Source organism: Castellaniella defragrans 65Phen (genome assembly GCF_000612685.1).
Classification (GTDB): domain Bacteria; phylum Pseudomonadota; class Gammaproteobacteria; order Burkholderiales; family Burkholderiaceae_B; genus Castellaniella; species Castellaniella defragrans.
The window spans coordinates 2871979-2897205 of the sequence record NZ_HG916765.1 but is presented as its reverse complement, the minus strand read 5'-3'; the positions used below and the strand labels follow the sequence as shown (position 1 = coordinate 2897205).

At 72.3% G+C, this 25227-nt stretch carries 25 protein-coding genes and 1 tRNA gene; 13 read left to right on the top strand and 13 right to left on the bottom strand.

What is annotated here, in order from left to right:
* Positions 1-14 precede the first annotated feature (14 nt).
* Both BN940_RS12920 and BN940_RS12915 read right to left on the bottom strand, forming a co-directional pair.
* The gene (locus BN940_RS12920) at positions 15-995 is read right to left on the bottom strand and encodes a TRAP transporter substrate-binding protein (protein WP_043683726.1); all 981 of its coding nucleotides are present in this window, start codon (positions 993-995) and stop codon (positions 15-17) included.
* Positions 996-1357: 362 nt separating this feature from the next.
* Positions 1358-2029 carry a GntR family transcriptional regulator gene (locus tag BN940_RS12915; RefSeq protein ID WP_043683723.1) on the bottom strand — a complete coding sequence of 224 codons (672 nt, stop codon included), beginning with the start codon at positions 2027-2029 and terminating at the stop codon, positions 1358-1360.
* Positions 2030-2170: 141 nt separating this feature from the next.
* Here BN940_RS12915 and BN940_RS12910 point away from each other — a divergent pair, with 141 nt between their 5' ends.
* The 6 genes from BN940_RS12910 to BN940_RS12885 all read left to right on the top strand — a co-directional run bounded on the left by BN940_RS12910 (position 2171) and on the right by BN940_RS12885 (position 7820).
* Positions 2171-2980, top strand: coding sequence for a LamB/YcsF family protein (locus BN940_RS12910; RefSeq protein WP_052355842.1), 810 nt, complete (start codon positions 2171-2173; stop codon positions 2978-2980).
* A gap of 58 nt (positions 2981-3038) precedes the next feature.
* Positions 3039-4712 carry a 5-oxoprolinase subunit B/C family protein gene (locus BN940_RS20145; RefSeq protein WP_052355841.1) on the top strand — a complete coding sequence of 558 codons (1674 nt, stop codon included), beginning with the start codon at positions 3039-3041 and terminating at the stop codon, positions 4710-4712.
* Positions 4697-5050 carry a 5-oxoprolinase subunit C family protein gene (locus BN940_RS20140; protein WP_043683720.1) on the top strand — a complete coding sequence of 118 codons (354 nt, stop codon included), beginning with the start codon at positions 4697-4699 and terminating at the stop codon, positions 5048-5050. Before BN940_RS20145 ends, BN940_RS20140 begins: the two co-directional genes overlap by 16 nt.
* 207 nt (positions 5051-5257) lie before the next feature.
* Positions 5258-5872, top strand: a complete 615-nt coding sequence (locus BN940_RS12895; RefSeq protein WP_052355840.1) for a MauM/NapG family ferredoxin-type protein — start codon at positions 5258-5260, stop codon at positions 5870-5872.
* Entirely contained in the window at positions 5865-6704 is an 840-nt protein-coding gene (napH, locus tag BN940_RS12890) for a quinol dehydrogenase ferredoxin subunit NapH (RefSeq protein WP_052355839.1), read from the top strand. The genes BN940_RS12895 and napH overlap by 8 nt, the downstream gene beginning before the upstream one ends.
* A 102-nt stretch (positions 6705-6806) precedes the next feature.
* A complete protein-coding gene (locus BN940_RS12885; protein ID WP_043683718.1) occupies positions 6807-7820 on the top strand; it encodes an AraC family transcriptional regulator in 1014 nt (337 codons plus the stop codon).
* A gap of 99 nt (positions 7821-7919) precedes the next feature.
* Here the strand turns inward: BN940_RS12885 and BN940_RS12880 are convergent, their stop codons facing one another.
* The 6 genes from BN940_RS12880 to BN940_RS12855 are packed head-to-tail and all read right to left on the bottom strand — an operon-like array spanning position 7920 to position 13999.
* Complete coding sequence (locus BN940_RS12880) at positions 7920-9527, bottom strand: phytoene desaturase family protein (protein ID WP_043683715.1); 1608 nt, start codon at positions 9525-9527, stop codon at positions 7920-7922.
* 4 nt (positions 9528-9531) lie between these two features.
* The gene (locus BN940_RS12875; protein ID WP_043683712.1) at positions 9532-10323 is read right to left on the bottom strand and encodes a cyclase family protein; all 792 of its coding nucleotides are present in this window, start codon (positions 10321-10323) and stop codon (positions 9532-9534) included.
* Between the two features lie 30 nt (positions 10324-10353).
* Complete coding sequence (locus BN940_RS12870) at positions 10354-10905, bottom strand: flavin reductase family protein (RefSeq protein ID WP_043683709.1); 552 nt, start codon at positions 10903-10905, stop codon at positions 10354-10356.
* A 49-nt stretch (positions 10906-10954) separates the two neighbouring features.
* Positions 10955-11884: a SphA family protein gene (locus BN940_RS12865; protein ID WP_043683707.1), complete on the bottom strand. Its 930-nt coding sequence runs from the start codon at positions 11882-11884 to the stop codon at positions 10955-10957.
* A 58-nt stretch (positions 11885-11942) separates the two neighbouring features.
* The gene (locus BN940_RS12860; protein ID WP_043683704.1) at positions 11943-13187 is read right to left on the bottom strand and encodes a styrene monooxygenase/indole monooxygenase family protein; all 1245 of its coding nucleotides are present in this window, start codon (positions 13185-13187) and stop codon (positions 11943-11945) included.
* Positions 13188-13210: 23 nt separating this feature from the next.
* On the bottom strand, positions 13211-13999 hold the full coding sequence (locus BN940_RS12855; protein ID WP_043683701.1) for an SDR family oxidoreductase: 789 nt from the start codon (positions 13997-13999) through the stop codon (positions 13211-13213).
* 265 nt (positions 14000-14264) lie between these two features.
* Here BN940_RS12855 and BN940_RS18020 point away from each other — a divergent pair, with 265 nt between their 5' ends.
* Positions 14265-14783, top strand: a complete 519-nt coding sequence (locus BN940_RS18020) for a hypothetical protein (RefSeq protein WP_148304963.1) — start codon at positions 14265-14267, stop codon at positions 14781-14783.
* A 16-nt stretch (positions 14784-14799) separates the two neighbouring features.
* Here the strand turns inward: BN940_RS18020 and BN940_RS12845 are convergent, their stop codons facing one another.
* On the bottom strand, positions 14800-16074 hold the full coding sequence (locus BN940_RS12845; RefSeq protein ID WP_043683699.1) for an adenosylmethionine--8-amino-7-oxononanoate transaminase: 1275 nt from the start codon (positions 16072-16074) through the stop codon (positions 14800-14802).
* Positions 16075-16279: 205 nt separating this feature from the next.
* Between BN940_RS12845 and BN940_RS12840 the strand changes: the two genes are divergently transcribed.
* From BN940_RS12840 to bioD, 3 genes are read left to right on the top strand one after another with little or no spacing between them, the layout of a single operon-like run.
* On the top strand, positions 16280-17458 hold the full coding sequence (locus BN940_RS12840) for an aminotransferase class I/II-fold pyridoxal phosphate-dependent enzyme (protein ID WP_409360357.1): 1179 nt from the start codon (positions 16280-16282) through the stop codon (positions 17456-17458).
* Positions 17455-19086 carry a methyltransferase gene (locus tag BN940_RS19910; RefSeq protein ID WP_084330678.1) on the top strand — a complete coding sequence of 544 codons (1632 nt, stop codon included), beginning with the start codon at positions 17455-17457 and terminating at the stop codon, positions 19084-19086. The genes BN940_RS12840 and BN940_RS19910 overlap by 4 nt, the downstream gene beginning before the upstream one ends.
* Positions 19087-19133: 47 nt before the next feature.
* Positions 19134-19796, top strand: a complete 663-nt coding sequence (gene bioD / locus BN940_RS19455) for a dethiobiotin synthase (protein ID WP_043683693.1) — start codon at positions 19134-19136, stop codon at positions 19794-19796.
* Here bioD and BN940_RS12820 read toward each other — a convergent pair.
* The gene (locus tag BN940_RS12820; protein WP_043683690.1) at positions 19793-20728 is read right to left on the bottom strand and encodes a DMT family transporter; all 936 of its coding nucleotides are present in this window, start codon (positions 20726-20728) and stop codon (positions 19793-19795) included. The two genes, bioD and BN940_RS12820, sit on opposite strands and share 4 nt — an antisense overlap.
* Positions 20729-20875: 147 nt before the next feature.
* Here BN940_RS12820 and BN940_RS12815 point away from each other — a divergent pair, with 147 nt between their 5' ends.
* Genes BN940_RS12815 through BN940_RS19035 form a run of 3 tightly spaced genes read left to right on the top strand, consistent with a single transcriptional unit; the run spans position 20876 to position 23419 of the window.
* On the top strand, positions 20876-22279 hold the full coding sequence (locus BN940_RS12815) for a cytochrome ubiquinol oxidase subunit I (protein ID WP_043683687.1): 1404 nt from the start codon (positions 20876-20878) through the stop codon (positions 22277-22279).
* Positions 22269-23273: a cytochrome d ubiquinol oxidase subunit II gene (locus tag BN940_RS12810; protein WP_043683685.1), complete on the top strand. Its 1005-nt coding sequence runs from the start codon at positions 22269-22271 to the stop codon at positions 23271-23273. The genes BN940_RS12815 and BN940_RS12810 overlap by 11 nt, the downstream gene beginning before the upstream one ends.
* Positions 23270-23419 (top strand): DUF2474 family protein, encoded by a 150-nt coding sequence (locus BN940_RS19035; RefSeq protein ID WP_148304962.1) that lies wholly within the window; start codon positions 23270-23272, stop codon positions 23417-23419. Before BN940_RS12810 ends, BN940_RS19035 begins: the two co-directional genes overlap by 4 nt.
* Before the next feature lie 45 nt (positions 23420-23464).
* Here the strand turns inward: BN940_RS19035 and BN940_RS12805 are convergent.
* The 3 genes from BN940_RS12805 to BN940_RS12795 form a co-directional block, all read right to left on the bottom strand.
* Positions 23465-23541, bottom strand: a tRNA-Arg gene (locus tag BN940_RS12805).
* Between the two features lie 101 nt (positions 23542-23642).
* Positions 23643-24650, bottom strand: coding sequence for an FAD:protein FMN transferase (locus tag BN940_RS12800; RefSeq protein WP_043683682.1), 1008 nt, complete (start codon positions 24648-24650; stop codon positions 23643-23645).
* The gene (locus tag BN940_RS12795; protein WP_043683679.1) at positions 24647-25207 is read right to left on the bottom strand and encodes a nitrous oxide reductase accessory protein NosL; all 561 of its coding nucleotides are present in this window, start codon (positions 25205-25207) and stop codon (positions 24647-24649) included. Before BN940_RS12795 ends, BN940_RS12800 begins: the two co-directional genes overlap by 4 nt.
* Positions 25208-25227 lie beyond the last annotated feature (20 nt).

Sequence of the window (25227 nt, the reverse complement as noted above, 5' to 3'; positions counted from 1 at the left end):
CGCCCGTGGATCGGTCAGCGGCTGGCGCGGTAGGCGTCCAGGATCTGCTTGCCCTCGTCGCCCGCCTTGGCGGTCCATTCCTGGATGACGGTGTCCCCGACCTTGGCCAGGTCGGCCTTCAGCTGGGCGGAGGGCTCGACGATTTCCATGCCGCCGGCCTTCAGCTTGGCGATGGAGTCGGCATCGACCTTGCGCGAGGCTTCCCAGCCGCGCTGCTCGGCGGCCGCGGCGGCCTTCAGCAGCGCGTCGCGCGCGGCGGGGGACAGGGCTTCGACGGCCTTCTTGTTGGCGACCACGGCGTTCTTCGGGATCCAGGCCTGGACGTTGGTGAAGTACTTCATGTTTTCGTAGAGCTTGTTGTCCGCGCCGGTGGCGCTGGAGGTGATCAGGCCTTCGATGACGCCGGTGGCCAGCGCCTGGGACAGCTCGGCTTCCTGGATGGTGACGGGCTGGGCGCCGACCAGTTCGCCGATGCGGGCGGTGGTGGGGCTGTAGACGCGCCATTTCAGGCCCTTCAGGTCGGCGCCGGAATGGATGGGCTTGTTGCTGTAGATGCTTTGCGGGGGCCAGGCCACGGCGTACAGCAGCACCATGCCCTGCTGGTCCAGCTTCTTTTGCAGGGCGGGCTTCTGCGCCTGGTAGAGCTTCCAGGCCTCGTCGTAGTTGCCGGCCAGGAAGGGCAGGCCGTCCACGCCGAAGGGCTGCCATTCGTTCTGGAAGCTGACCATGAAGAATTCGCCCGCCTGGGCCTGGCCGCCCTGCACGGCGCGCTTGATTTCCGGCATCTTGAACAGGGACGCGCCGGCGTGGACGGTGATCTTCAGCTCGCCCTGGGTGGCGGCGTCCACGTCCTTGGCGAACTGGGCGAGGTTCTGCGAATGGAAGTTGAAGGCCGGATAGGCCGAGGCCAGGTCCCACTGCGTGGCGGCACGGGCCTGGACGGTGAGGCCCAGGCCGGCGACCAGGGCGGTGGCGAAGAAAGTGCGACGCTTCATGGGGGGGCTCCTGGAGAAGGATCGGGTGGGCATCGCCGCATGGCCGCGCGTGGGCCCCGGCGATGGCTGACGATAAAGATAGACCATCCCTCTCCCCGCGTCGATCAGGGTTATCAACAATAAGAATGATCTTGTAGCGGATGTAGTCTTTGATCGTTGAGTTTATTATTTGTATTGTTCAACGATAATTCAGGGACATCGATCGTTCAAGGAGATGGCCGGCGTGGGTTGACGGCATGGAACGCGGCGGGGCGCGGCCGGGGCACCGGCAAGGCGGGGGGGTGTTCAGCCGAGGCTGGACGGTTGAGCCGACGCGGGACGGTTCAGGCGGTGCGGGATGGTTCAGGCGGTGCGGGCGGAATTCAATCGACGCGGGCGGAATAGACCGACAGCACCATGCGCTCGGACTGGATCAGGTAGTTCTCCAGATCCCGGGCCGCCGTCGCCGTGTCGCCCTGCTCGAACAGTTCCAGCAGGCGGGCATTCAGATCGACGAAGGGCGCATGCAGATATTCGGGATCGTCCAGCAGGCCGAAGGCCAGCCGCAGTTCGGCCGAGATGTCGGCGAACATCGCCGACAGGCGCGCGCTGTCGGCCAGCGCCACGATGCCGGCGTGAAACAGCATGTTGGCCGAGCCCACCTCCAGCCAGTCGCCGGCGTCGCGCATGCGGCGCGCGTGCGTCATGGCCTGTTCCATGCGCTTGTGGGCGGGATGGCGCGGCCAGGCCTGCGCCAGCGCCTGGCATTCGATCAGCCGGCGCACGCGGTAGATGTCGATGATGTCGGCGATCGAGGGCACCACCACCGAGACGCCCCGGTTCGGTTCGTGGCGCAGCAGCCCTTCCTTGGACAGGATGCGGAAGGCCTCGCGCAGGGTGTTGCGCGAGACTTCCAGCTGTTCGCTCAGGCCGGCCTCGGACAGCCGCTGTCCCGCCCGCAGCTGGCCGTGGATGAGCTGCTGGCGGATGGTTTCCGCGACCGTGTCGGTCAGGCTCGGCGCGGTGCCGGGACTGGGATAATGGCGGGGATTCATGGCTGTCCTGGGAATCGGGCGGATGTGGGTGGAATCGTGGAACGGAAGTGGATGGAATCGTGGAACGGAATGTTTTGGAGGCCTGTTTTTGCCGGATCGTTCAACGATCCGGCCTGTGTCTTGCAATGATAAGGAACGCTCATGGACTTGAACAGCGATCTCGGTGAAAGCTACGGCGCCTGGCGCATGGGCGACGACGCCGCCATGCTGGACCTCGTCACCAGCGCCAACGTGGCTTGCGGCTTTCATGCCGGCGACCCGGCCGGCATCCTGGACACCCTGCGCGCGGCCGCGGCGCGCGGCGTGGCGATCGGCGCGCACGTGGCCTATCCCGATCTGGCCGGCTTCGGCCGGCGCAACATGGACCCGACCAGCCGCGAGCTGGCGGCCGACGTCATCTACCAGATCGGCGCCCTGCAGGGCCTGGCCGCCGCCGCCGGCACCCGCGTGAGCTACGTCAAGCCGCATGGCGCCCTGTACAACACCATCGCGCACGACGCGCGCCAGGCGGAGGACGTCATCGCCGCCCTGCTGGCGCTGGACCCGGACCTGATCCTGATGGGCCTGGCCGGCTCGCCGCTGCTGGCGCGGGCGCGGGCGCGCGGCCTGCGGGTGGTGGCCGAGGCCTTCGCCGACCGGGCCTACACGCCCGAGGGAGCGCTGGTGTCGCGCCGCGAGCCGGGCGCCGTGCTGCACGATCCCGCCCAGGTCGCCGACCGCATGCTGGACCTGGTGCGCACCGGCGAGATCACCGCCATCGACGGCAGCCGCGTGCGCCTGCGGGCCGACTCCATCTGCGTGCACGGCGACAGCCCGGGGGCCGTGGCCCTGGCGCGCGCGGTGCGCCAGCGGCTGGAAGCGGCCGGCGTCGCCCTGGCGCCGTTCGCGGGCGCGCGGGTCGAAGACGGGCAGGCCAAAGGCGCGCGGACCCCGGACACGCGAGCCACATGAACGCGCCGGGCGGCTTTTCGGCCCGCGCCCCGGCGCGCGGCGCGAAGCGGGGGGCCCGGTGACGGCGCTGCGCTGCCTGCCGGCCGGCGACGGCGCGGTGCTGGCGGAACTCGGCTCGCTCGCCGAGACCCTGGCGCTGTTCCAGGCGCTGGGCGCACGGCCCGCGGGCGTGGAGGATGTGATCCCCGCGGCCCGCACCCTGCTGGTGCCGTTCGATCCGGCCGTCCTGTCCGCGCGCGCGGTGGCCGCCTGGCTGCGGCGCGCCGCCTCCGCCGTGGCGGCGGGCTCCGCGGGCGGCCTGGTGGCAGCGGGTGGCGTGTCCGGTTCGCCAGGTGCGGGCCTGGCGAAGGGCCCGTCCGGCTTGCCGCATGCCGGTCCGGCAGCGGGCGGCGACCCGTCCGGCCCATCGGCTGGGGGCCTGGCGGCGGGCGCCGGGCGCCGGGTGGAGATTCCCGTGCATTATGCGGGCGAGGACCTGGAAGAGGTCGCCGGCCTGCTCGGCCTGACGCGCGCCGAGCTGATCGAGCGCCACACCGGCACCGACTACCTGGCGGCCTTCGCCGGCTTCGCACCGGGCTTCGTCTATCTGGCGGGCGGCGATCCCTGTTTCCACGGCGTGCCCCGGCGCGCCGCGCCGCGCGTGCGCGTGCCGGCGGGGTCGGTGGCCGTGGCCGGGGATTTCAGCGCCGTCTATCCGTCCGACAGCCCCGGCGGCTGGCAGCTGCTGGGCGCGACGCCCTGGCGCATGTGGGACATGGACCGGGCCGAGCCGGCCCTGGTGCAGCCGGGGTTCCAGGTGCGTTTCCGCGACCTGGACGCGCCCGGGGCGGTATGGAGCCTGCCGGCTTCGGCGGGTTCGGCGGCTTCGGCGGGTTCGGCGGCCTTGGCGGCCTTGGCGGGTTCGGCGGCCTTGGCGGCCGCGGCGGCGCAGGCGCCGTCGCGCGAGGCGGCCGGTGCGCCCGCGCCCTCGGCGCTCCCCGGCCTGTCCAAGTCCTCCGGTCTCGTCGATTCCTCCGATCCTTCCGCCGCCTCTGCCCCCGTATCGGCCCTCGCAGCCGCATCTGCGGCCGCGGCCGAGCCGGCGGCGGCCTGCGAGGTGCTGGACGCGGGCCTGCAGACCCTGGTCCAGGACGAGGGCCGGCCCGGCCTGACGCGCCTGGGCGTCTCCCGCTCCGGCGCGCTCGATCGCGGGGCCATGCGCCGGGCCAACCGGCTGGTGGACAATCCGCCCGGCCTGCCGGTGCTGGAACACGCGCTGGGCGGGCTGCGGCTGGTCTGCCGCGGGCGGGCCGTGGTGGCGGTGACCGGCGCCACGGCCCCCGTGGTGGCGACCTCGGCCTCGGGCATGCGCCTGCCCGCCGCGGCCGGCCACCCCATCGAACTGCGCGAGGGCGACGAGCTGCGGATCGGCCGCGTCCGCGCCGGCGTGCGCTGCTATGTGGCCGTGCGCGGCGGCTGGGCGGTGCGGCCCGTCCTCGGCAGCTGCGCCACCGACATCCTGGCCGGCCTGGGGCCCGCGCCCCTGAGGCGGGGCGACCGGATCCCGATCGGCCGCCTTGTCCCGAACCGTGGCGGCGCCCTCGACGCTCCCGGTGGCGATGCCGCCGACGCCCCCGAGGCCTCCGGTGCCGCCGCCGCTCCCCATGCCCCCCATGCCCCCGAGGCCCCCGAGGCCCCGAGGCCCCCGAGGACGCCCCCCCGCGCGCCGGGGAGCGGGTGTTCCTCGACGTGATCCCCGGCCCGCGCGACGACTGGTTCGAGGCCGGCGCCCTGCACCGGCTGCTGTCGCAGGACTGGATCGTGACGCCGCAGTCCAACCGGGTGGGCATGCGGCTGGCGGGCGCCGAGCCCCTGGTCCGCAGCCGCGCGGGCGAGCTGCCCAGCGAGGGGACGGTCGCCGGCGCCCTGCAGGTGCCGCCCAGCGGGCAGCCCGTCCTGTTCCTGGCCGATCATCCGCTGACCGGCGGCTATCCGGTCATCGCCGTGGTGCCGGTCGGGCAGCTGGACCGGCTGGCGCAGGTGCCGGTCGGCGCGGTGCTGCGCTTCCGGCGCGCGCCGCGCCCGCTGTAGGCCGTCCGGCCGCCGGGCGCGGGTCCCGGGCTGCGGAGCATGGGCCCGGGCTGCGGACCGGGGAAGGAGGTTCCGGGCTGCCGGATTCCAGCCGGCCGGTCTCCGCCATCCGGCCGCGTTCCGCCCGGATGCTTGGGTATTAGTCCGGATTGTTCAGAGCTGAATCCATTCATTATCATGGAATCGGGGGCGTGAACAGGAAGGACGATGGTCATCAGGCAGGTTTCTCGTCGGCGATTCCTCCAGACCGGGCTGTGCGGGCTGGCGGCGGGGGCCGGCCTGGGCCTGCCGCTGGTGCGGGAATCCTCCCCCGCCTGGGCGCTGACCCGCATCCGTCCGCCCGGCGCCCTCGACGCCCGCGATTTCGACGCGGCCTGCATCCGCTGCGGGCTCTGTGTCGAGGCCTGCCCGTACGATACCCTGCGCCTGCTGGAATCCGACGGCTCGGCGCAGGGCGGCACGCCCTATTTCGTCGCGCGCGAAGTGCCCTGCGAGATGTGCGCCGACATCCCCTGCCTGCGGGCCTGTCCCACCGGGGCGCTCGACCCGGGGCTGGAGCGCATCGAGGACGCCGCCATGGGCGTGGCCGTGCTCAGCCATCCCGAATTCTGCAACAGCTATGTCGGCAATTCCTTCTGCGACAGCTGCGTGCGCGCCTGTCCGCTGCAGGGCCGGGCCATTTCGCTGGCGGTGGGCCCCACGCCCATGGGGGGCCTGTTCACGCCCACGGTCGATCCCGACGTCTGTACCGGCTGCGGCAAGTGCGAGCACGATTGCATCGCTCCTTCCGCCGCCATCCGCGTCGCGCCCCGCCATGCTTGAAAAGAAGAAATTCCTGCTGCTGCGGCGCGTCTGCCAGGGGCTGATCCTGGCCGCTTTCGCGCTCGGTTCCTGGCTGGGCGCGCCGCTCGCCAGCGGCACCCTGGCCAGCAGCGTCTGGTTCGGGACCGTGCCGCTGTCCGATCCCTTCGTGCTGCTGCAAAGCCTGGCGGCCGGCCATCCGCTCGCCCGCGGCGCCCTCTGGGGCGGCTTCGCCGTGCTGGCGTTCTACGCCCTGGTGGGCGGCCGCGCCTTCTGCGGCTGGGTCTGCCCCGTCAATCTGGTGACCGACGCCGCCCAGGGACTGCGCCGCGCCCTGGGCTGGCGCAAGGCCCGTATGCTGCGGATCGACAAGCGGCTGCGCTACGCGGTGCTGGCGCTCGCCCTGCTGGGCAGCGCCGCGGGCGGCGTGGTGCTCTGGGAGGCGGTCAATCCCATCAACCTGATCATGCGCGCGCTGGTCTTCGGCCTGTGGCTGGGCGGGCTCACGGCGGCGCTCGGCATCTTCCTGTTCGATTTCCTCGCGCTGTCCAACGGCTGGTGCGGGCACGTCTGTCCGGTCGGGGTCTTCTACGGCGCCGTGGGCCGCCATGCCGTGGTGCGGGTGGCGGCCGTGCGGCGCGATGCCTGCAACGATTGCGGCGACTGCTTCGCCTATTGCCCCGAGCCGCAGGTGATCAGCCCGGCGCTGCGGGCGATCGACGGCCATGGCGTGGGGATCGACGCGATCGACTGCCTGCGCTGCGGCCGCTGCATCGACGTCTGCGAGCAGCGGGTGTTCGAGTTTTCGGTCGCCGGACGGGCCGCGGCGCGGTTTCCTGCGGATTCCGGATAGCCGCCGCGGCCGGCGGATAATGCCAGGGCCTTGTTCAGGGTTTTTCTTGATGGAGCTCAAGAATCCGGGGCCGCTATAAGTTTCACATGCCGGGGACCGAACATGCCACCCTCATCCATCCGCGACGGTCAGCGATCCACCTCCATCGAGCGCCTGCTGCAGGACCCCGAGCGCCTGCTGTTCGCCTCCGCCGACGTGGACGAAACCCGCCTGCGGGTGAGCGGCGTGATGAAGTCCCACCGCCTGGGCCTGCTCCGCGCCGGCGAGACCCTCGACGCGCGCATGCATCATGCGGGTTTCGGCGAGGTCTCGCTCAGCCGCCTGCGCTATGGCGCCACGGTGTCCATCGATCCGGATCCGCTGGAGGACTTCTACCTGGTGCAGATGCCGGTCGCGGGCTGCGCGCACATCCAGAGCAACGGCCGGAACATCGATTCCGACGCCGCCCTGGCTTCCGTGCTGAATCCCGACGAGGCGGTCCGCATGCGCTGGCTGGCCGGAAACGACCAGCTGATGCTGCGGCTGTCGCAGTCGCTGGTCGAGCGCACGCTGGTGGGCCTGCTGGGCCACCCGCTCGCGGAGCCCCTGCGTTTCGAGCCGGGCTTTCGCTGGCGCGAGAGCGCCGCCTGGCGCTGCCTGCTGGCCTACCTGGCCGACTGCGCGGTGCAGTGCCCCGACCTCGGGCGGCACCCGCTGGTGCTGTCCAACCTCGAACAGCTGGCGGCGTCGGTGCTGCTGTCCTCGCAGCGGCACAATTATTCCGCCACGGCGCCGGCGCGCCGCAGCACCGTGCTGCCGCGCCACGTGCGGCGGGTGCAGGACTACCTGCAGGCCCACGTCCACGAGCCGGTGAGCGTCGAGCGGCTGGCGCAGGTGGCGGGGATCAGCGTGCGCAGCCTGTATGCCGGTTTCCGCGACTTCCTCGGCGTCAGTCCCATGGGCTATCTGCACGCGCTGCGGCTCGAACGCGTGCGCGCCGAGCTGCTCGGCGGCGATGCGGGCAACGTGACCGGCGTGGCGCTGCGCTGGGGCTTTTCCCACATGGGGCGCTTCAGCAGCGAGTACAAGCGGCGCTACGGCGAGACCCCCAGCCAGACCCTGCGCCGCCGCGGCTGAGGCGCGCCGGCGCCGGCGGCATCGGAGGCGGCGGGTTCGGGGGCGGTGGGTTCGGCAGGGCCGGGCGCGGCGGCCCGCCCGGCCCCAAGGCGCGCCGGCTCAGCGGGGCTGGATCATCCCGGCCACCAGGTATCCGGAGCCGGCCCCCAGGCCCGGTCCCGGATGGGTGCTGGCGCCGATGTGGTACACGTTCGCCACCGGCGTGCGGTGGCCCCGCGCGCCCTGGCCGCCGGCGAAGGGCCGCAGCCAGAAGAACTGGTCGGGCGCGCAGCTGCCCGAATAGGGGTCGCCGCCCACCAGATTGCAGTTCAGCGCCTCCAGGTCGGCGGGCGAATAGGCCCGGCGGCCGACGATGCGGGCGCGCAGGTCCGGCATGACCTGTTCCAGCCGCGCCTGGACCCGGTCGGCGTAGGCCTCGCGGACCGCCTCGTTCCAGCGGCCGTCGGCCGGGATGGCGATGCGGCCGGCGGCGTCGCCCTTCAGGCGGGTGGGCAGCTCCTGCATCTGGATCCAGAGGATCCAGCCGCCCGGCGGCGCGCGGCTGGCGTCCACCGCCACCGGCTGGCCGATGCCCAGCGTGGGCCGGGCCGGCAGCCAGCCGTTGCTGGCCTCCGTGACCGACAGGCAGACCTGCTCCAGGCTTTCGGTGAGGTGCACCAGGGGCACCCGCAGCAGTTCCGGATCGCGCCAGGCCGGCGGCGCGTCCAGGGCGAAATGGACCTGCATGTCGCCCCGGCCGTAGCGGTAGGCCTCGGCGCGCTCGCGCACGAGCCCGGGCATGTGCGGCAGGAGCCTGCCGTAGAGCTGCTGCGGCGTCACGCTGCACACGACCGCCCGGCCGGCGGCGAAGCGCCGGCCGTCGGCCAGCCGCACGCCCGTGGCGCGCCGGCGCCGCCCCTGCCCGGCGAGTTCGACCTCCTCGACCTGCGCATCGGTCAGGACCTGGCCGCCGCGGGCTTCGATGAGGCCGACGAGCGCTTCCACCAGCCGCGATCCGCCGCCCTTCACCACGGGCATGCCGGAGCCGACCACGGCCGCCAGCGTGAGCTTGCCGATCAGGGCCGACGTGGCGTCGTCGGGACCCAGGCCCGAGTGCAGCGTCCAGGGCGCCATCAGGGCGCGCGTTTCGTCCGCCGCGAGGCTGCGCTCGGACCAGTGGCGGAAGCTCTCCAGCGCGCCGGCTGCGTAGGCCGCCAGGCCGTCCACGCCCCGCTTGCGCCATTCGGAAAACAGCAGCCGCAGCACGCCGCGCCCGTAGAGGTTCTGGCCCAGCAGGCCGAACGTCAGCGCGGCATCCTCGCCGAACAGGCGGGCGGCGGCCGCCGCCAGCGCCTGGCCGTCGCCCGGGGCCAGGGCGTCGAGGCGCCGCGCGGCGTCGGCCAGGTCCTGGCGCAGGGCGATGGAACGACCGTCCGGGTGCACCCATCCGGTGGCGTAGTCGCAGGAGACGAATTCCAGGCCGAGGGCCTCCAGCGCCGGCCGCAGTTCGGCATGGCCCGGGCTGCCGACGAACAGCGGATACCAGGACGACATGATTTCGTGCCGGTAGCCGGGAAACAGCTCTTCGGTGCGGATGCAGCCGCCCGGGCGGCCGTTGCGCTCGAGCACCAGGACCCGCAGGCCGCGCGTCGCCAGCAGGGCGGCCGACACCAGCGAGTTGATGCCGCTGCCGACGAAAATGGCCTGCGGATCGGCGGTGTATTTCATGGGCTCACTCCACCAGGGCCAGGACGCGCAGGGGGCTGCCCGAGCCGCCTTCGATCTTCAGCGGCGCCGCCAGGATGAGGGCGCCCCGGGGCGGCAGCTGGTCGAGGTTCTTCAGGCACTGCAGGCCGTAGCGGTTGGCGCCGTGCATGAGCGTGTGGCAGGGGTAGGGCACGGGCCAGGCGTACGACTGGCCCGCGTCGGTGTTGATGGTCTCGACGCCGAAGCCGTGCACCTGGCGCTCGTGGATCATCCATTCGACCGCAGCCTGGGTCGGGCCGGGGGTATGGGCGCCGTCTTCGCGCATGCCGAGGAAGACGTCCGGCCGGTCGGCGCGCAATGACCAGTCGGTGCGGAACAGCACCCAGGCGCCTTGCGGGATGCGGCCGTGGCGCCGCTCCCACGCTTCCAGGAATTCCACCGTGAGCAGCCAGTCGTCGTCGCGGGCCACTTCGGCGCTGGCGTCGACGACCACCGCGGGGGCGATGAAGCGCTCGACCGGGATGGTGTCCACGCCGTTGCCGGGATGGTCGCGCCCGGTGATCCAGTGGGCCGGGGCGTCGAAATGCGTGCCGGTGTGTTCGCCGCAGGAGAAGTTGTTCCAGTACCAGGCCGGCCCGGCCTCGTCGTAGCACGAGATGCGCTCGATCTTGAAGGGCTGGACCTGGCCGAACTGCGGCGGCAGCTGCAGCGCGGGAAACGAGGGACTCAGGGTCTGGGTCAGGTCGATGACGCGGATGCCGCCGTCGGCCAGGCGGGCGGCGAGTCGGGGCAGCAGGGTCTGGGTGTCGGTCGTCATGGGAAGGCGCCTCCTTCGGGAGAGAGAGATTCAGGCCGGGGCCAGGGCGGCGTAGCGGCCCGCATGGAAAACCAGCGGCGTGCCGCCGCACTGCCGGGTGCCGACGATGCGGCCGATGAGCAGCAGATGGTCGCCCGCGTCGCAGCAGCGGTCGTGCGCGCACACCAGCGCCGTCAGCGCGCCGTCGATGAGGGGCACGCCCTCGGGCGTGTCGTGGGTCGCCACCCCCTCGAACTTGTCGCGGACGGAGGGATCGGCGAAGCGCCGCGCGAGCGCCTGCTGGTCCCGGGCCAGCACGTGGATGGCGAAGTGCCGGCTGTCGCGGAAGATGCCGAGGCTGGGGGAGTGGTTGCCCAGGCTCCAGAGTACCAGCGGCGGGTCGAGCGACAGCGAGGCGAAGGAATTGATGGTGAGTCCCACGCGCCGTCCGCCGGAGGCGCGGGTCGTGACGATGGCGACTCCCGTGGGGTAGCTGCCCAGCAGGGTCCGCAGGGCGCGCGGGTCGAGGTCGCCCGGGGCCTGCGGGGGCGGCGGGCAGGCGCCCGCGTCAAGGCGGGGCGCGGCGGCGGTCGGATACGGCATGAGGGCTCCTGGTGAAAGAGGCCCCGAGCGCCCTCGGGGCCGGACGGGGTCAGAGCGGCATGATGAGCTTGAGCCAGAACTTGTCGCCGCCGAAGCGGTTCCTGACCAGGGTCTCGTGCTGCCACTGGGCGATGAACTGCATGCCGTTCTTGGCGGCGTAGTTCACGCTGGGGCCGAAGGCGAGCACCCGGCCCTTGCGTCCGTCGGACCACGGCCCCAAGGCCGAGGACACGGTCTCGCCGTCGAGCGTGTCGTCGGTGGTCTGCTGCACGTAGTAGCCCGAGACGCCCACGCCCCAGGGCCCGAAGTGCTTGCCCAGCAGGAAGTCCATGTGGAACTCGTCGCCCGAGCGGTAGTCCATCTTGGGCCCGCCCTGGAACGGGCTGAACGAGGTGTTGGTGCTCTTGAAGTTGTACATGAACTTGGCCGAGGCCTCCCAGCCCTGCTCATCGAGGTAGGTGACCGCGAACAGCGGCTCGAAGCTCCAGTAGTTCGCGCCGATGCTGCGCCGCGGCTCGCCCGAGTGGTATTCGCCCAGCGGCACGTAGACGTCGAGCGCCGCGGCCCAGTGCCAGTTGCCGCGGTGCCAGGACAGGATGAAGGGGCTGACGGTGACGTCGCCCAGGCTGGCCTCGGTGTCCGAGCCCCCGCCCATGCGGATGCGCTGGTGCACCAGGGGCGCGATGACGTGCCAGCCCCAGTTGCCGCCCAGGATCTGGTGGGGGGTGACGTGGACGTAGCGCAGGGCGTCGAACCAGGCGTCCACGCTGGCGCCTGGGACCTTGTCGCCGTTGCCGTCGCGCAGCTTGCCGGAGTAGTAGCCGGCGTAGTTGATGAAGTAGCCGCCCGGCGGGGGCACGGCGCCCGCCATCCAGTTCTCGGCGCCGTTGGGATATTGGTCGCCGCCTTCCTTGGCCTGGGCCAGGCCGCACAGGCCCAGCGCCAGCGTCAGCGCGGCGGCGAGCTGCTTGGTGTTCATGGGTTGTCTCCTTTCGTCGTCTGTTTTTCCGCTCCGCTTCCCGGCGGGGGCGGCGTGTTCAGCTCGCCAGCGGCACGGCCTGGTGCTCCCGGATCAGGCGTTCGGTGGCCTCCATGTCGGTCCAGGCGGGGAAGTAGGCGGGCGGATGGTTGAAGCCATTGGCCAGGAAGCTGGCCAGCGCGGGCGATTCGTTGGCCGCGCCCAGCAGCCTGAGGGCCTGCGGCGGTGGCGGAGTGAGCAGCGAGTTGGTCCAGGCCACCACCCAGCGGGCGTAGTCCCAGAATTTCTCGAAGGTCTGCTCCATCCATTCCCGGGTGTAGGGCCGGTCGCCGTGCGCCAGGATGGCGTCCAGGTAGATCCTGGCCGCCTTGGTGGCGTTGTTTGAGCCCTGGCCGGTGATGGGATCGTTGACGCAGACGGCGTCGCCCAGGCCGAACACCATGCGGCCCGACGGCAGGGTGAGCACCGGCTTGCGGATCGTCGGCGCGAAGGACCCCGCCAGGATGCCCTTGTCGTCGGTCAGCTCCGCCCGGCCCGCGCGCGCGCCTTCCCAGGGCAGGAAGGTGTCGAGGAAGCGCTTCGAGGCGGCCAGGTGCTCCTGCGGCGTGCGCACGTCGCGCCAGATGTCCAGCGGGCCGCCGGGCACGCCCTCGAACACCATGATGTCGCAGGGGCCGCTCAGGGTGTAGGCGGGGAAGACGAAGTATTCGCCGACGCCGGGGATCAGGTTGAACGAGACGCGCGAGTAGTCGGGCGTGGGCTCCAGGCCGTGGACCTGGGTCAGGGCCAGGGCGCGCTGGGGCTTGTCGAAGGGGGAGCGCGCGGCGTCGCGCTCGAACAGGCGCACGACCTCGCCCTTGCCGGCCGACAGGATGACCAGGTCGTGCTCCTGCGCCAGGGTTTCCAGTTCCGGCACGCCGACGTTCTGGATCAGGACCCGGGCGCCCCGGGCCTCGATCTTCTCCAGCCAGGCGGGCATCTTCACCCGCTGGTCGACGGATTGGGCGGGCCGGTGCAGGCGCGCGCTCCAGTCGATGGCCTTGCGGCCCGGCTGCTCGGGGTGGGGCACCGCGTAGCCGATGCCTTCGACCGGCGGACACACGTCGTCCCAGTCGTTGATGCCCAGGTCCCGCTCGATCTGCAGGGCGGGGTCGAAGATGCATTGGCTCGACAGGATCGTGCCCTTGCGGATGTCGTCGGGCGAGCGGTTGGTGACGAGGGTGATGTCGTAGCCTGCGGCCAGCAGGCCGAAAGCCAGCGGCAGGCCGGATTGGCCCGCCCCCACGATTGCGATGCGCGGCATGGTGGTGCTCCTTGGGTGAAAAGTCATTGCGCCAGGCGCGGAATGGCCGGGCTGGCCTGCTCGGGCCCCATGGCCGAGTAGCCGCCGTCCACGGCGTAATCGGCGCCGGTCACGAAGGAGGCGTGGTCCGACAGCAGGAAGGCGACGACGTCGCCCACTTCCTGCGGATTGCCCACGCGCCCCAGCAGGTGGAAGTCCCGCGCCACGCGGTCGGTCTTGGCGCGGTCGCCGCCGGTGAGCTCGTCCATCACGCGCGACCAGGTCCAGCCGGGGGACACGGAATTGACGCGGATGCCGTCGGCGGCGAAGTCCATGGCCATGTTGCGCGTCGCCTGCACCAGCGCCGCCTTGGAGACGGGATAGAGCCAGCGCCCGGTCTGCGCCACCTTGGAGGAAATGCTGGTGAAATTGACGATGGCCCCGCCCTGGGCCCGCACGAGGTGCGGGCGGACGGCGCGCGCGGCCATCACGGCGCTCACCAGATTGACGTCCAGCGCCTTGAGCCAGTCGGCCCGGCCCGACTGCGGGCCGTCGTCGAGGTAGGTGGCCGCCAGGTTGACCAGGCCGTCCAGGCGCCCGAAGTGCGCCGCGGCGGCCGCGATGGCCTCTTCCAGCTGCCGGTCGTCGGTGATGTCCGCCGTCCAGAAGCGGATGCCCTGGGGATCGGCGTCCTCCAGCCGCCTGCCGCCCGCCGCGTCGATGTCCAGCACGGCCACCCGGGCGCCGTAGCCGCGCAATGCCTGCACCACGCCCGCGCCGATCAACGTGGCGCCGCCGGTGACGATCACCGCCTTGCCTGCCAGTCCTTTCATGCTGCCTCCTTGGATTCCATGTCCTGATCCTGATCCGGGGGGAACTTCGGGGCGAAGATCCGTTCCCGCGGATTTGCTTTAGTTATGAATTGAATAGTGATGAATAATTCATGCCGCGCATATCTCGATCCTGCGGCGGCTATCCGGGAATTGCGGCTTGTTGAGGGAGGGGGCGGATTAAAGATCGTGGCCGTGCCGCCGTAGAGCCGGAGACGGGGCCGCCGGCGCCGCTGCGCCTGTCGGGACCCGCGGCCGGGATCACGCCATGAAACTCCTCGATTCGCTCGCTTCCGCCTTGCCGCCGGCGACCGGCCCCGCGTCCGCCGGCGGCGGTAGGGCGGCCGCCGGAAATGCCGCCGGGAGTGCCGCCGCGGATGCGTCGGCCTCGGCCTGGGCGTCGATTTCCGAGCTGGGGCGCGCGCTGTCCCGGGCCGCCTCCGCGGCGTCCCCGGGCACCTCGGGCGCTGCCAGTGCCTCGGGCGCCTCGGGCCGCTACCAGGACATCGACGACAGCGACCTGCCCGACGCGGTCAAGCACCTGCTGCGGATGATCCGCGACCTGCGGGAAAGGCTGGCCGAATTGATGCGCGAACTGCAGGCGGTCCAGGCCGACCAGGGCATGGATCCCGAGGTCCGGCGCGCCCGCCTGCTGCGCATCCAGGCGCAGATGAGCGCGCTGAACGGCGCGCTGATGATGGCCACCCGCAAGCTCGCCGGGCTGATGCGCGAGATGGCCCTGGACCAGGCGCAGCAGATGGCCGCCGCCCAGCTGGCGCTGAAGTAGCGCGCCACCCCCGCCCTCAGGCGGGTGGCGCGGCCAGCACGGTGCACACCGCGTCGGTCAGCCGCCGCAATTCCTCCGGCGGCATCACGAAGGCGGGCGTCAGGTAGACGACGCTGCCCAGGGGCCGGATCCATGCGCCCGCATCGAGAAAGGCCCGGCACAGGGCGGCGCGGTCGGGCGCGCGGTCCAGCTCGACCGCGCCGATGGCGCCCTGGACGCGGACGTCGCGCACGTGGGGCAGGGCCTTGCAGGGCGCCAGGCCGTCGCGCAGCGCCCGCTCGATGCCGCGCACCTGCGCCAGCCGGGGCTCCGTCTCGAACAGGTCCAGCGAGGCCAGCGCGGCGGCGCAGGCGAGCGCGTTGCCCATGTAGGTCGGCCCATGCATCAGCGCGTGCGCGGGGTCGTCGGACCAGAAGCCCTCGAAGACGCGCCGGCTGGCCACGGTTGCGGCCAGCGGCAGGGTGCCGCCCGTGAGCGCCTTGGACAGCGTGACGATGTCCGGCCGCACGCTCGCCTGCTCGAAGGCGAACATCGTCCCGGTGCGCCCGAAGCCGGTGAAGATCTCGTCGAAGATCAGCAGGATGCCGTGGCGGTCGGCCATCTCGCGCAGCCGCGCGAGCACGGCGGGTGCGTGCATCCGCATCCCGCCCGCGCCCTGCACCAGCGGCTCGACCAGGAGGGCCGCCACGTGATCGGCATGGCCGCGCAGCCAGGCGTCGAGGGCCTCGGCGCGCGCGTCGTCGGTGGGAAGTTCATGCAGGTCCTGCCGCGGCACGGCGCCGTCGAAAGCGGCGTGCATGCCCACCCCGGGATCGCAGACCGCCATGGTGCCGAAGGTGTCGCCATGGTAGCCGCCGCGGAACGCGACGATGCGCCGCCGCTGCGGTTCGTCCTGGTTGAACCAGTACTGCATGGCCATCTTCAGCGCCACTTCGACCGAGACGGAGCCCGATTCCGTGAAGAAGACGCGCTCCAGGCCCGGCCCGAGCAGGCCGCACAGGCGCCGGGCCAGCGTCAGCGCGGGTTCGTGCGCGAGCCCGCCGAACATGACGTGGGGCAGGCTGTCGAGCTGAGCCCGGACGGCCTGGGCGATGTGGGGATGGTTGTAGCCGTGGCAGGCGGTCCACCACGAGGCGATGCCGTCGATCAGGATGCGGCCGTCGGCCAGTTCGATATGGGTGCCTTGCGTGCGGACCACCGGCATCGGCGCGGCGGCGGTCTTCATCTGGGTGTAGGGCAGCCAGATGTGGCGATGGCCGTCGGCCAGCCAGGCGGGAAGGGCGGTTTTCATGATTTGTTTCAATTGGAGGGGCGCCGGAGACGGCGGCGGGTTGGTGGGCGGATGCGGCCTGTTCGGCGCGAATGGGCGGGAAAATCGTTCAACTCCGTCTTGTCGTCATTTCCTATCTAAATGTGACGAAAACAGGTTTATTTCATTCATCTTGCTATTATCGCTTCCCAATGGATTTTTCACCCGGAGGGAGGGCGGCATGGCGGTGGACCTGTTCGACCCGGTTTTCGAGCATCATCTGCGCGAGGCGCAGCGGCGGGGCCTGCGCCGCAGCGTGCGCGTGTTCGAGCCTGCGGCGCCGGGGCGCAGCAGGCTCGGCGGCCGCGAGCTCCTGAATTTCTGCAGCAACGATTACCTCGGGCTGTCCCTGCATCCGGCGCTCGTCGCCCGGGCGTGCGGCCACGCCCGGCGCCACGGGGCGGGCGCGACCGCCTCGCGGCTGGTCTGCGGCACCGGGCCGGCCTGCGCCGCGACCGAGGACAGGATCGCGCGCGCCAAGGGCACGCAGGCCGCGCTGCTGTTTTCCTCGGGATGGCAGGCGAATGCGGCGATCCTGCCGGCGCTGGTACGGGGGCTGGGCGCCGATGCGCAGGTCTACGTCGACCGGCTGGCCCACGCCAGCCTGCACCAGGGCTGCCGGGCGGCGGGCATCCGGCAGATCCGCTTCCGCCACAACGACCTGGATCACCTCGATGCCCTGCTGCGCGCGCGGGCCGGGCGGCCGGGACGGCGCGTGATCGTGACCGAAAGCGTGTTCAGCATGGAGGGCGACCGTTGCGACGTGGCGGCGCTGGCCGGCTTGGCAGAGCGGCACGGGGCGTTCCTCTACCTGGACGAGGCCCACGCCACGGGCGTGCTGGGACCGGACGGCATGGGCCTGTCGGGCCTGGCCGGGGGGCGGGTCGATCTCGCCATGGGGACGTTCAGCAAGGCGATGGGGAGCTTCGGCGCCTACGCCGCCGGCTCCCGGGCGCTGTGCGACTACCTGGCCAACGCCTGTTCCGGCTTCGTCTACACGACCGCCCTGCCGCCGGCCGTGCTGGGCGCCATCGAGGCCGCGCTGGACCTCGTGCCCGGGATGCGCGCCGAGCGCGAGGCGCTGGCCGGCAAGGCCGACGCGCTGCGCGGCGCGTTGCGGTCCATGGGGCTGGACACGGGCGCGTCGAGCACGCAGATCGTGCCCGTCCTGGTCGGCGACGAGCGCCGGGCGCTGGCCTTGAGCGAGGCGCTGGAGACGCGCGGCGTGCTGGTGACCGCCATCCGCCCGCCCACCGTGCCGCGCGGCACCAGCCGCCTGCGCATCGCGCTCAGCGCGGCGCACACGCGCGCGGACATCGGCCGCTTGACCGATGCGCTGTCGGGCGCGCTGGAGGCTGTCGCATGAATGCCGCGGACCGTCCCGGGCGCGCACCGCCCACGCTCGTGTTCGCGCATGGCTGGGGGTTCGACGCCGGCTTCTGGGACGCGCTGCGGATCCGGCTGCGGGCCTGGCCGCAGCGGGTCCTGGAGCGGGGCTACTTTTCCGGCCCGGTGGCGGACGACGCGCTGCCGGAAGGCCCGCTGGTGGTGATCGGCCACTCGTTCGGCTGCATGCGCCTGCTGGCGCGGCTGGCGCCGTCGCGCCGCCGGCCGTGCGCCTGGATCGGCATCAACGCCTTCGCCCGCTTCAGTGCGGGCGACGACTTCCGCCATGGCGCGGCGCCGCGCCTGCTGCAGCGCATGGCGGACCGGCTGGAGGCCGTGCCGGCGGCCGTGGTGGACGAGTTCCGGCGGCGCTGCGGCGCGGCCCCAGCGGGCGCGGCGCCGCGCCCGGGGGTGCTGGCGGGCGACCTGCGGGCCCTGCGGGAACTCGACCTGCGTGCCCATGTGCGCGGCCTCGCCGCGCCGCTGCTGGTGCTGGCGGGCACGGCGGACCCCGTGGTGCCGGCGCCGATGGCCGCGGACGCCTTTCCCGGCCGCGCCATCGGCTGGATGCCGGGCGGGGGGCATCTGCTGCCCTTGCAGGCCCCCGACTGGTGCGCCGCGCGCATCGCCGGCTTCCTGGCGCATCATGGGCTGGCATCGGCATCGGCATCGGCATCGGCATCGGCATCGGCATCGGCATCGGCATCGGCATCGGCACCGGCACCGGCACCGGCACCGGCATCGGCATCGGCAGCGCGGGAGGGGACCTGGGCTGGCCGTCCGGCGGGCGGGGAGGGCGGTGAAGCGCCGTGCGTCCGCCCCGGCGGCGTGGCGGCGCGCTTCGGCGCGGCGGCGGCCCATTACGACCGCCATGCCGGCGTGCAGCGCGAGGTCGCGGCCCGGCTGGCGGCGCGGATCGCCCGGCTCGACCTGCCGGTGCGGCCTCGCATCCTCGAGATCGGTTGCGGCACGGGGCTGCTCACCGGCATGGTGGACGCGCATTTCCCCGAGGCGGACTGGACGATCACGGACCTGTCCCCCGCCATGCTGGCGCAGGCCCGCAGCCGCCTGCGCCCGGGGCGGGCGAGCCGCTATCAGGTCATGGACGGGGAACATCCGGCGCTGGCGGACGGACCCGGGCGCTTCGACCTGATCTGTTCCAGCATGGCCCTGCAGTGGTTCGGCGACCCCGCGCGCGGGCTGGCGCGGCTGGCGGCCCTGCTGGCGCCGGCCGGGCACCTGGCCGTCGCCCTGCCGACGCGCGGGACGTTCGCCGAGTGGCGCCGGGCGCACGAGGTCCTGGGGCTGCGCCCGGCCATGATGCGCTTTCCCGCCGCCGGGGCGTTGCGCCCCCGCCGCCCGGACGTCGCGGCGCGGATCGACGTGGAGCGCATCGTCGACGAGTGCGGCAGCGCCCGGGCGTTCCTGCGCGGCCTGAAGGGCATCGGCGCGACCGCGCCCCGGCCCGACGGCCGGCCGCTGCCCGTGCCGCTGCTGCGCCGCGTGTGCGCCGAGTTCGACCGCGCCGGCGCACGCTGCTCCTACCGGATCGCGTTCAGCCTGTGGCGCAGGGACGAGGCCGGTGCGCACGGGGAGGCCTCGCCGTGAGGCCGCGTGCAGCCGGATCCGGCGCCGGGCCGTGCCCGGGCGCGTTCGTGACGGGCACGGACACCGACGTGGGCAAGACGCTGGTGGCGGCGATCCTGGTCAAGGCCTGGAGCGGCGACTACTGGAAGCCATACCAGACCGGCGTCGCGGCCGCCCCCGGCGACACCGAGACCGTGGCGGCCCTGCTCGGTCCGGGCGGCGGCCACGTGCTGCACGCCCCCGCCTGCGTGCTGGCGGCGCCGCTGGCCCCGTGGGCGGCGGCGCGGGCGGAGGGCGTGACACTCGACGTATCCGGCCTGCGGCCTCCCCGGACGGCCGTCCCGCTGGTCGTGGAAGGCGCGGGCGGGCTGTACGTGCCGGTGGACGCCCATTGCATGATGATCGATCTGGCCGCCCGCCTGGGCCTGCCCGTGGTGCTGGTGGCGCGCAGCACGCTGGGCACGATCAACCACACGCTGCTGAGCCTGCGGGCCTTGCGCGCGCGCGGCCTGCCTGTGCTGGGCGTGGTGATGAACGGCCCGCCCTCGCCCGGCAACCGCGAGGCGCTGGAACGTTTCGGGCGGGTGCGCATCATCGCGGAGATTCCGCCGCTGGCCCGGGTCGATGCGGCCGCGGTCGCCCGCGTGGCCGCGGGCATCCCCGCGCTGGACACCCTGATGCGGGACGTGCGGCGGTCCCGGCGGCGGCGTGCGGGGTTCCCGCCCGCCTAGGATGCCGCGGCGGCGCGCGCGGCGCCGTTGCGGCGCCATTCGACGAGGCCGATCGTGATGCCGCTGGCGCAGACGACGGCGATGCCCAGCCAGGACACCGGATCGGGGAACTGTTCCCAGATGAGCCAGCCCAGCGCGGCGGCGCTGACGATCTGGAAGTAGATGAAGGGCGCCAGCAGCGAGGCGGGCGCCTGCCGGTACGCCTGGATCTGCAGGAAATGCCCCAGGCAGCCCCAGAATCCCGTGCTCAGCAGCACCAGCCACTGCGTCGGGGAGAGCCGCGCGGACAGCGCCGCGAGATCCTGCCAGTAGAGGGGCAGGGCCAGCGCCATGACGGCGCTGCCCACGGCGCCGCTCCAGATCAGTGTCGTGTAGGAATCGTCCACCGCCACCCGGCGCGACGCGATGTACTGCGACGCCAGCGCGCAGGCCGTCAGCAGGCCGAAGAGCGTGCCGGCCGGGTCCAGCCCCGCGCCCGGCCGCACCACCACCAGCACCCCCAGGAGGCCCACGCCCGCCGCCACCCAGCGCGACAGGAAGGGCGGCTCCTTGAGCGCCCAGGGCGCGATCGCCAGCACGATCAGGGGCGCGAGGAAATTGATCGCGGTCGCCTGGCCCAGTGGCAGGTAATGCAGGGTGGTGAAGAACAGCAGGGTGGCGGCCAGCATGGACAGGCCGCGCGCCACTTGCGCGCGCGGGCGGCTGCAGCGCAGGGCCCGCCAGCCGCGGGCCGGGACGACCACCATCATGGCCAGCGCCATGTGCACCCCGTAGCGCACCAGGCACACCACGAACAGCGCGACGCCGGCGTCGGGGCCCATCAGGTACTTGCCGCTGGCGTCCAGCCCCGACAGCGCCCACATGGACACGACCAGAAGCAGGACGCCCGCCAGGGTGCGGCGGGCGGGGGTTCCAGTGGGGGTGGGGGGCAAGGGTCGTCTCCGGCGGGGCGTTCGGCCTCGCTACTATAGGCCATTCCCCGGCAATCCCGGGCATTCCCGGGTCGCCCGGACCGAAGTCCCCTGGAACGAAACTTGCTGCCCGGCTGCGCCCCTCGGTCGGCGAGGAGGGAGGCCCCCATGGACGCAGTCCTGCTTGCGCGCATCCAGTTCGGATTCACGATTTCGTTCCACATCATCTTTCCGGCGATCACGATCGGACTGGCCAGCTACCTGGCGGTGCTGGAGGCCTTGTGGCTGGCCACGGGCAGGCCGGTCTACATGACGCTGTACCGCTTCTGGCTGCGGCCCTTCGCCGTCGCGTTCGCGATGGGCGTGGTGTCGGGCATCGTCCTGGCCTACCAGTTCGGCACCCACTGGAGCGGATTCTCGCGCTTCGCGGGCGCCATCACCGGCCCCTTGCTCACCTACGAGGTCCTGACCGCCTTCTTCCTGGAGGCGGGCTTCCTGGGCGTGATGCTGTTCGGGCTCAAGCGGGTCGGCCCGGGGCTGCATTTCGTGTCGACCTGCGTGGTCGCGCTCGGCACGCTGATCTCGGCCACGTGGATCCTCGCCTCCAACAGCTGGATGCAGACGCCGCAGGGCCACGAGATCGTGCGGGGCGTGGCGGTTCCGGTCGACTGGCTGCGGGTGATCTTCAATCCGTCCTTTCCGTTTCGCCTGAGCCACATGGTGGTCGCCGCGTTCGTCGCCACGGCGCTCATCGTGGGCGGCACCGGCGCGTGGCACCTGCTCCGGGGCCGCAGCAACGCGCCGGTGCGGACGATGCTGTCGATGGCGATGTGGATGCTGCTCGGCGCGGCGCCGGCGCAGGCCGTGATCGGCGATTTCCACGGCCTCAACACGCTCGCGTACCAGCCCGCGAAGCTGGCGGCGATGGAGGGACACTGGGAAAAGGCGTTGCCGGGCGAAGGCGTGCCGCTGATCCTGTTCGGCTGGCCCGACATGGGCGCCGAGGAGACGCGCTACGCCGTCGAGGTGCCCCGGCTCGGCAGCCTGATCCTGACGCACAGCTGGGACGGGCAGGTCCCCGCGCTGAAGGATTTCCCCGCGGCCGACCGGCCCGATTCGACGGTCGTGTTCTGGACGTTCCGCGCCATGGTCGGCCTGGGCCTGTTGATGATCGCGCTGGCCTTCTGGGGCGCGTGGCTGCGCCGGGGCGGGCGCCTGTACCTGAACCGGCGCTTTCTGCGGTTCGCCGTGGCCATGTCGCCCGCGGGCCTCGCGGCCATCCTGGCCGGCTGGAACACCACCGAGATCGGCCGCCAGCCCTGGGTCGTGTACGGGCTGCTGCGCACCAGCGAGGCCGCGTCGCCGCATCCGGCCGGGCAGGTCGCGTTCACCCTGGCCCTGTTCGTGCTGGTGTACGTCGCGGTGTTCGGCGCCGGCACGACGTACGGCATGCACCTGCTCGCGCAGGACCCGCTGGATTCGGCGCCCGAACCCGACGGCGGCGCGGGCCAGGCCAGCCAGCCGATGCGGCCGCTCTCGGCCGCGCAGGAGCGAGACGACCATGGGCATTGATCTTCCCCTCATCTGGGCCATCATCATCCTCTTCGCGGTGATGATGTATATCGTGATGGACGGCTTCGACCTGGGCATCGGCCTGCTGTTTCCCTTCGTCCGGGACCGCGGCGACCGCGACGTCATGGTCAATACCGTGGCGCCGGTGTGGGACGGCAACGAAACCTGGCTCGTCCTGGGCGGCGCCGGCCTGCTGGCCGCCTTTCCGCTGGCCTATTCCATCGTGCTGCAAGCCCTGAGCGTGCCCATCGTGCTGATGCTCGTGGGCCTCGTGTTCCGCGGCGTGGCCTTCGAGTTCCGCTTCAAGGCGCCGCCGGCGGCCCGGGGGCGCTGGGATCTCGCCTTCTGGGGCGGATCGGTCGTCGCGGCCTTTTTCCAGGGCATCGTCCTGGGCTCCTTCGTGGACGGTTTCGCCGCGCCCGGCACGCGCTCCGGCGCCGGCCTGCCGTGGCTCGCGCCGTTTCCGGTGTTCACGGGACTGGGGCTGATCGTCGGCTACGGCCTGCTCGGCGTGACGTGGCTGACGATGAAGACCGAGGGCGGGCTGCGGGCGCGCTGCGTGCGGATCGCCGGGCCGCTGGCCTGGGCCTTCCTCGGCGTCATCGTCATCGTCAGCGTGTGGACGCCGCTGGCCCATCCCCGGATCGCGGAGCGCTGGTTCTCCTATCCCAACCTGCTCTGGTTCGCGCCCGTGCCGCTGCTGGTGGGCGTGGCGCTGTGGCAGCTGCGGGCCGCGCTCCGGCGCGATTCCGGCGCCGCGCCGTTCCTGTGGACCCTGCTGCTGGTGTTCCTGGGCTACAGCGGCCTGGGCATCAGCCTGTGGCCCTACGTGGTGCCGCCCATCCTGACCATCCGGGAGGCGGCCGGGCCGCCGCAGAGCCTGGGCTTCACCCTGGTGGGCGCGCTGCTCGTCATCCCCATGATCCTGACGTACACCGGCTGGTCGTACTGGGTGTTCCGCGGCAAGGTGCGCGCCGGGGAGGGCTACCATTGAAATCGGACGCGCGGAAATCGAACGCGCCGGGCCCCTGGCTGCGCCGGCTGGCGTGGCTGCTGGCGCTGTGGGCCGGCGGCCTCGCCGCGTTCGCCGCGGCGGCCTGGCTGCTGCGCACGCTGGTGCGCGGGATCATGCCGCCATAATGGACAAGGGCTTACGACGTTTCCATCGTAAGCCCTTGATTTGTATGGCGCGGCTGGCAGGATTCGAACCCACGACCCCTTGGTTCGTAGCCAAGTACTCTATCCAACTGAGCTACAGCCGCTAAAGAAGCGAAATTATAACGTGCTTTTCAAGGCTTGTCATGCCGCTTCTTGCTGCGCTTTTCAGCGCATCTTTCAACGCGCTTTTCAGCGCATTTTCCAATCACCCCAGGCGGATCAGCGTGCCGGCATCCGGCGCCATCAGCCATGCCTGGACTGGAAAGCGCGAAATCATACCACGGATCGTGTCGGCGGGCATCTGGGCAAAGGCCGTGGACAGCGCGTCGGCGGTCGTCGCGTCGGCGGCGCGCACGGTGACGCTGCGCCAGCGCGGCGTCGCCTGGCCCGTGTGCGGGTCGAACAGGTGCGTGAAGTGCCCGGCGGGATCCAGCGGCGTGCCGTAGCCGCCCGAGGTGGCCAGCGCCCGGTCGCCCAGGTCGATGGTCTCCAGGACGCGGGAGGGTTCCCGGGGGTCGGCGATCCCGGCGCGCCAGGGGCGGTCCGGCGCGGGCGCGCCCAGGCCGCGGGCCTCGCCCAGGTCGATCATGGCGTGTTCCAGGCCGTTGGCCCGCAGTAGTTCGGTCACCCGGTCGGTGATGTAGCCCTGCGCGATGCCGTTCAGGGTCAGCGCCATGCCCGGGCGTTCCAGCACGATGGCGTCTTCCTCGAGGCGGATGGCGCGGTAGTCCACTTTGGCCAGCGCGGCGCGCAGTTCGGCGGGGTCCGGCGGCAGCGGCCGGCCGGCGAGCACGCGCGCGGCGTACAGGTCCCACAGCACCTGCACGCTGGGGTCGAAGAGCCCGCCGGTGCGTTCGCCGAAGGCGACGGCCTGCGACAGCAGGCGGCTCAGGTCCGGGGGCGGCGCGTCCAGGCGGCCGGCGCGGTTCAGGCGCGCCAGCGCGCTGTCCTCGCGGTACAGGCTGAAGACCTGTTCCAGGCGGTGGACTTCGGCGACGGCCATGCGCACCAGCCGTTCGGCGTGGGCGCGGTCGGGATGCAGCAGCTGCAGCTGCGCGTCGGCGCCCAGCGCGACGCCGTTCCAGACGACCGGCTCGGGCAGGGCGGCGGGATCGCGCAGGGCGGCGCGCAGGGGCCCCGGTCCGACCAGCGCGGCGCTGGCCGCCAGGATGCCGAGGAACCGCCGGCGGCGGGGAAGAAGAGGCGTGTTCATGAGGGGGCTCCGACGGGCTCCCGGCCCGTGGTGAGGGGAGAGAGTTCGGGGGCGCGCAGGACGTAGTCCTCCGGCATGTCCTTGAAGCCGACGATGCGGCCGCCGTAGCGCTCGGCGTAGGCGCGGGCGTCCTCCAGCCGGGCGAAGGGCAGGGCGTCGGGCGCGCCCATGCCGCCGACCGCGTTGCTTTCGATCAGGTAGTGGGCGGTGCGGGCGTCGATCCAGGCGTCGGCCGGCGGATTGCCGTCCGGGCCCGCGCGGCCCATGTCCTGCACGTAGAGGGCGAGGATGGCCTTGGGCTCCTCGGGCAGGATGGTGTAGGCGAAGAGCTCGCGGATGGTGGAGAACCAGACCGGGACGTCCCGGTCGCGCAGGAGGATCTGGCCCTTGGGGCCGATGTGTTCGTAGAGGTTCATGCCGCAATAGTGGCCCACGGCGTCGTCGGTCATGGCCACGGGTGAGGGAGGAAGGGAGGAGGTGACGCCGCCGTCGCCGCAGCCGGCCAGGGCGGCGGCCAGCAGGGCCGCGCCGAGCAGGCGCGCCGCGCGCGTCTTCATGGCGCTTCCCGGAAGCCGGG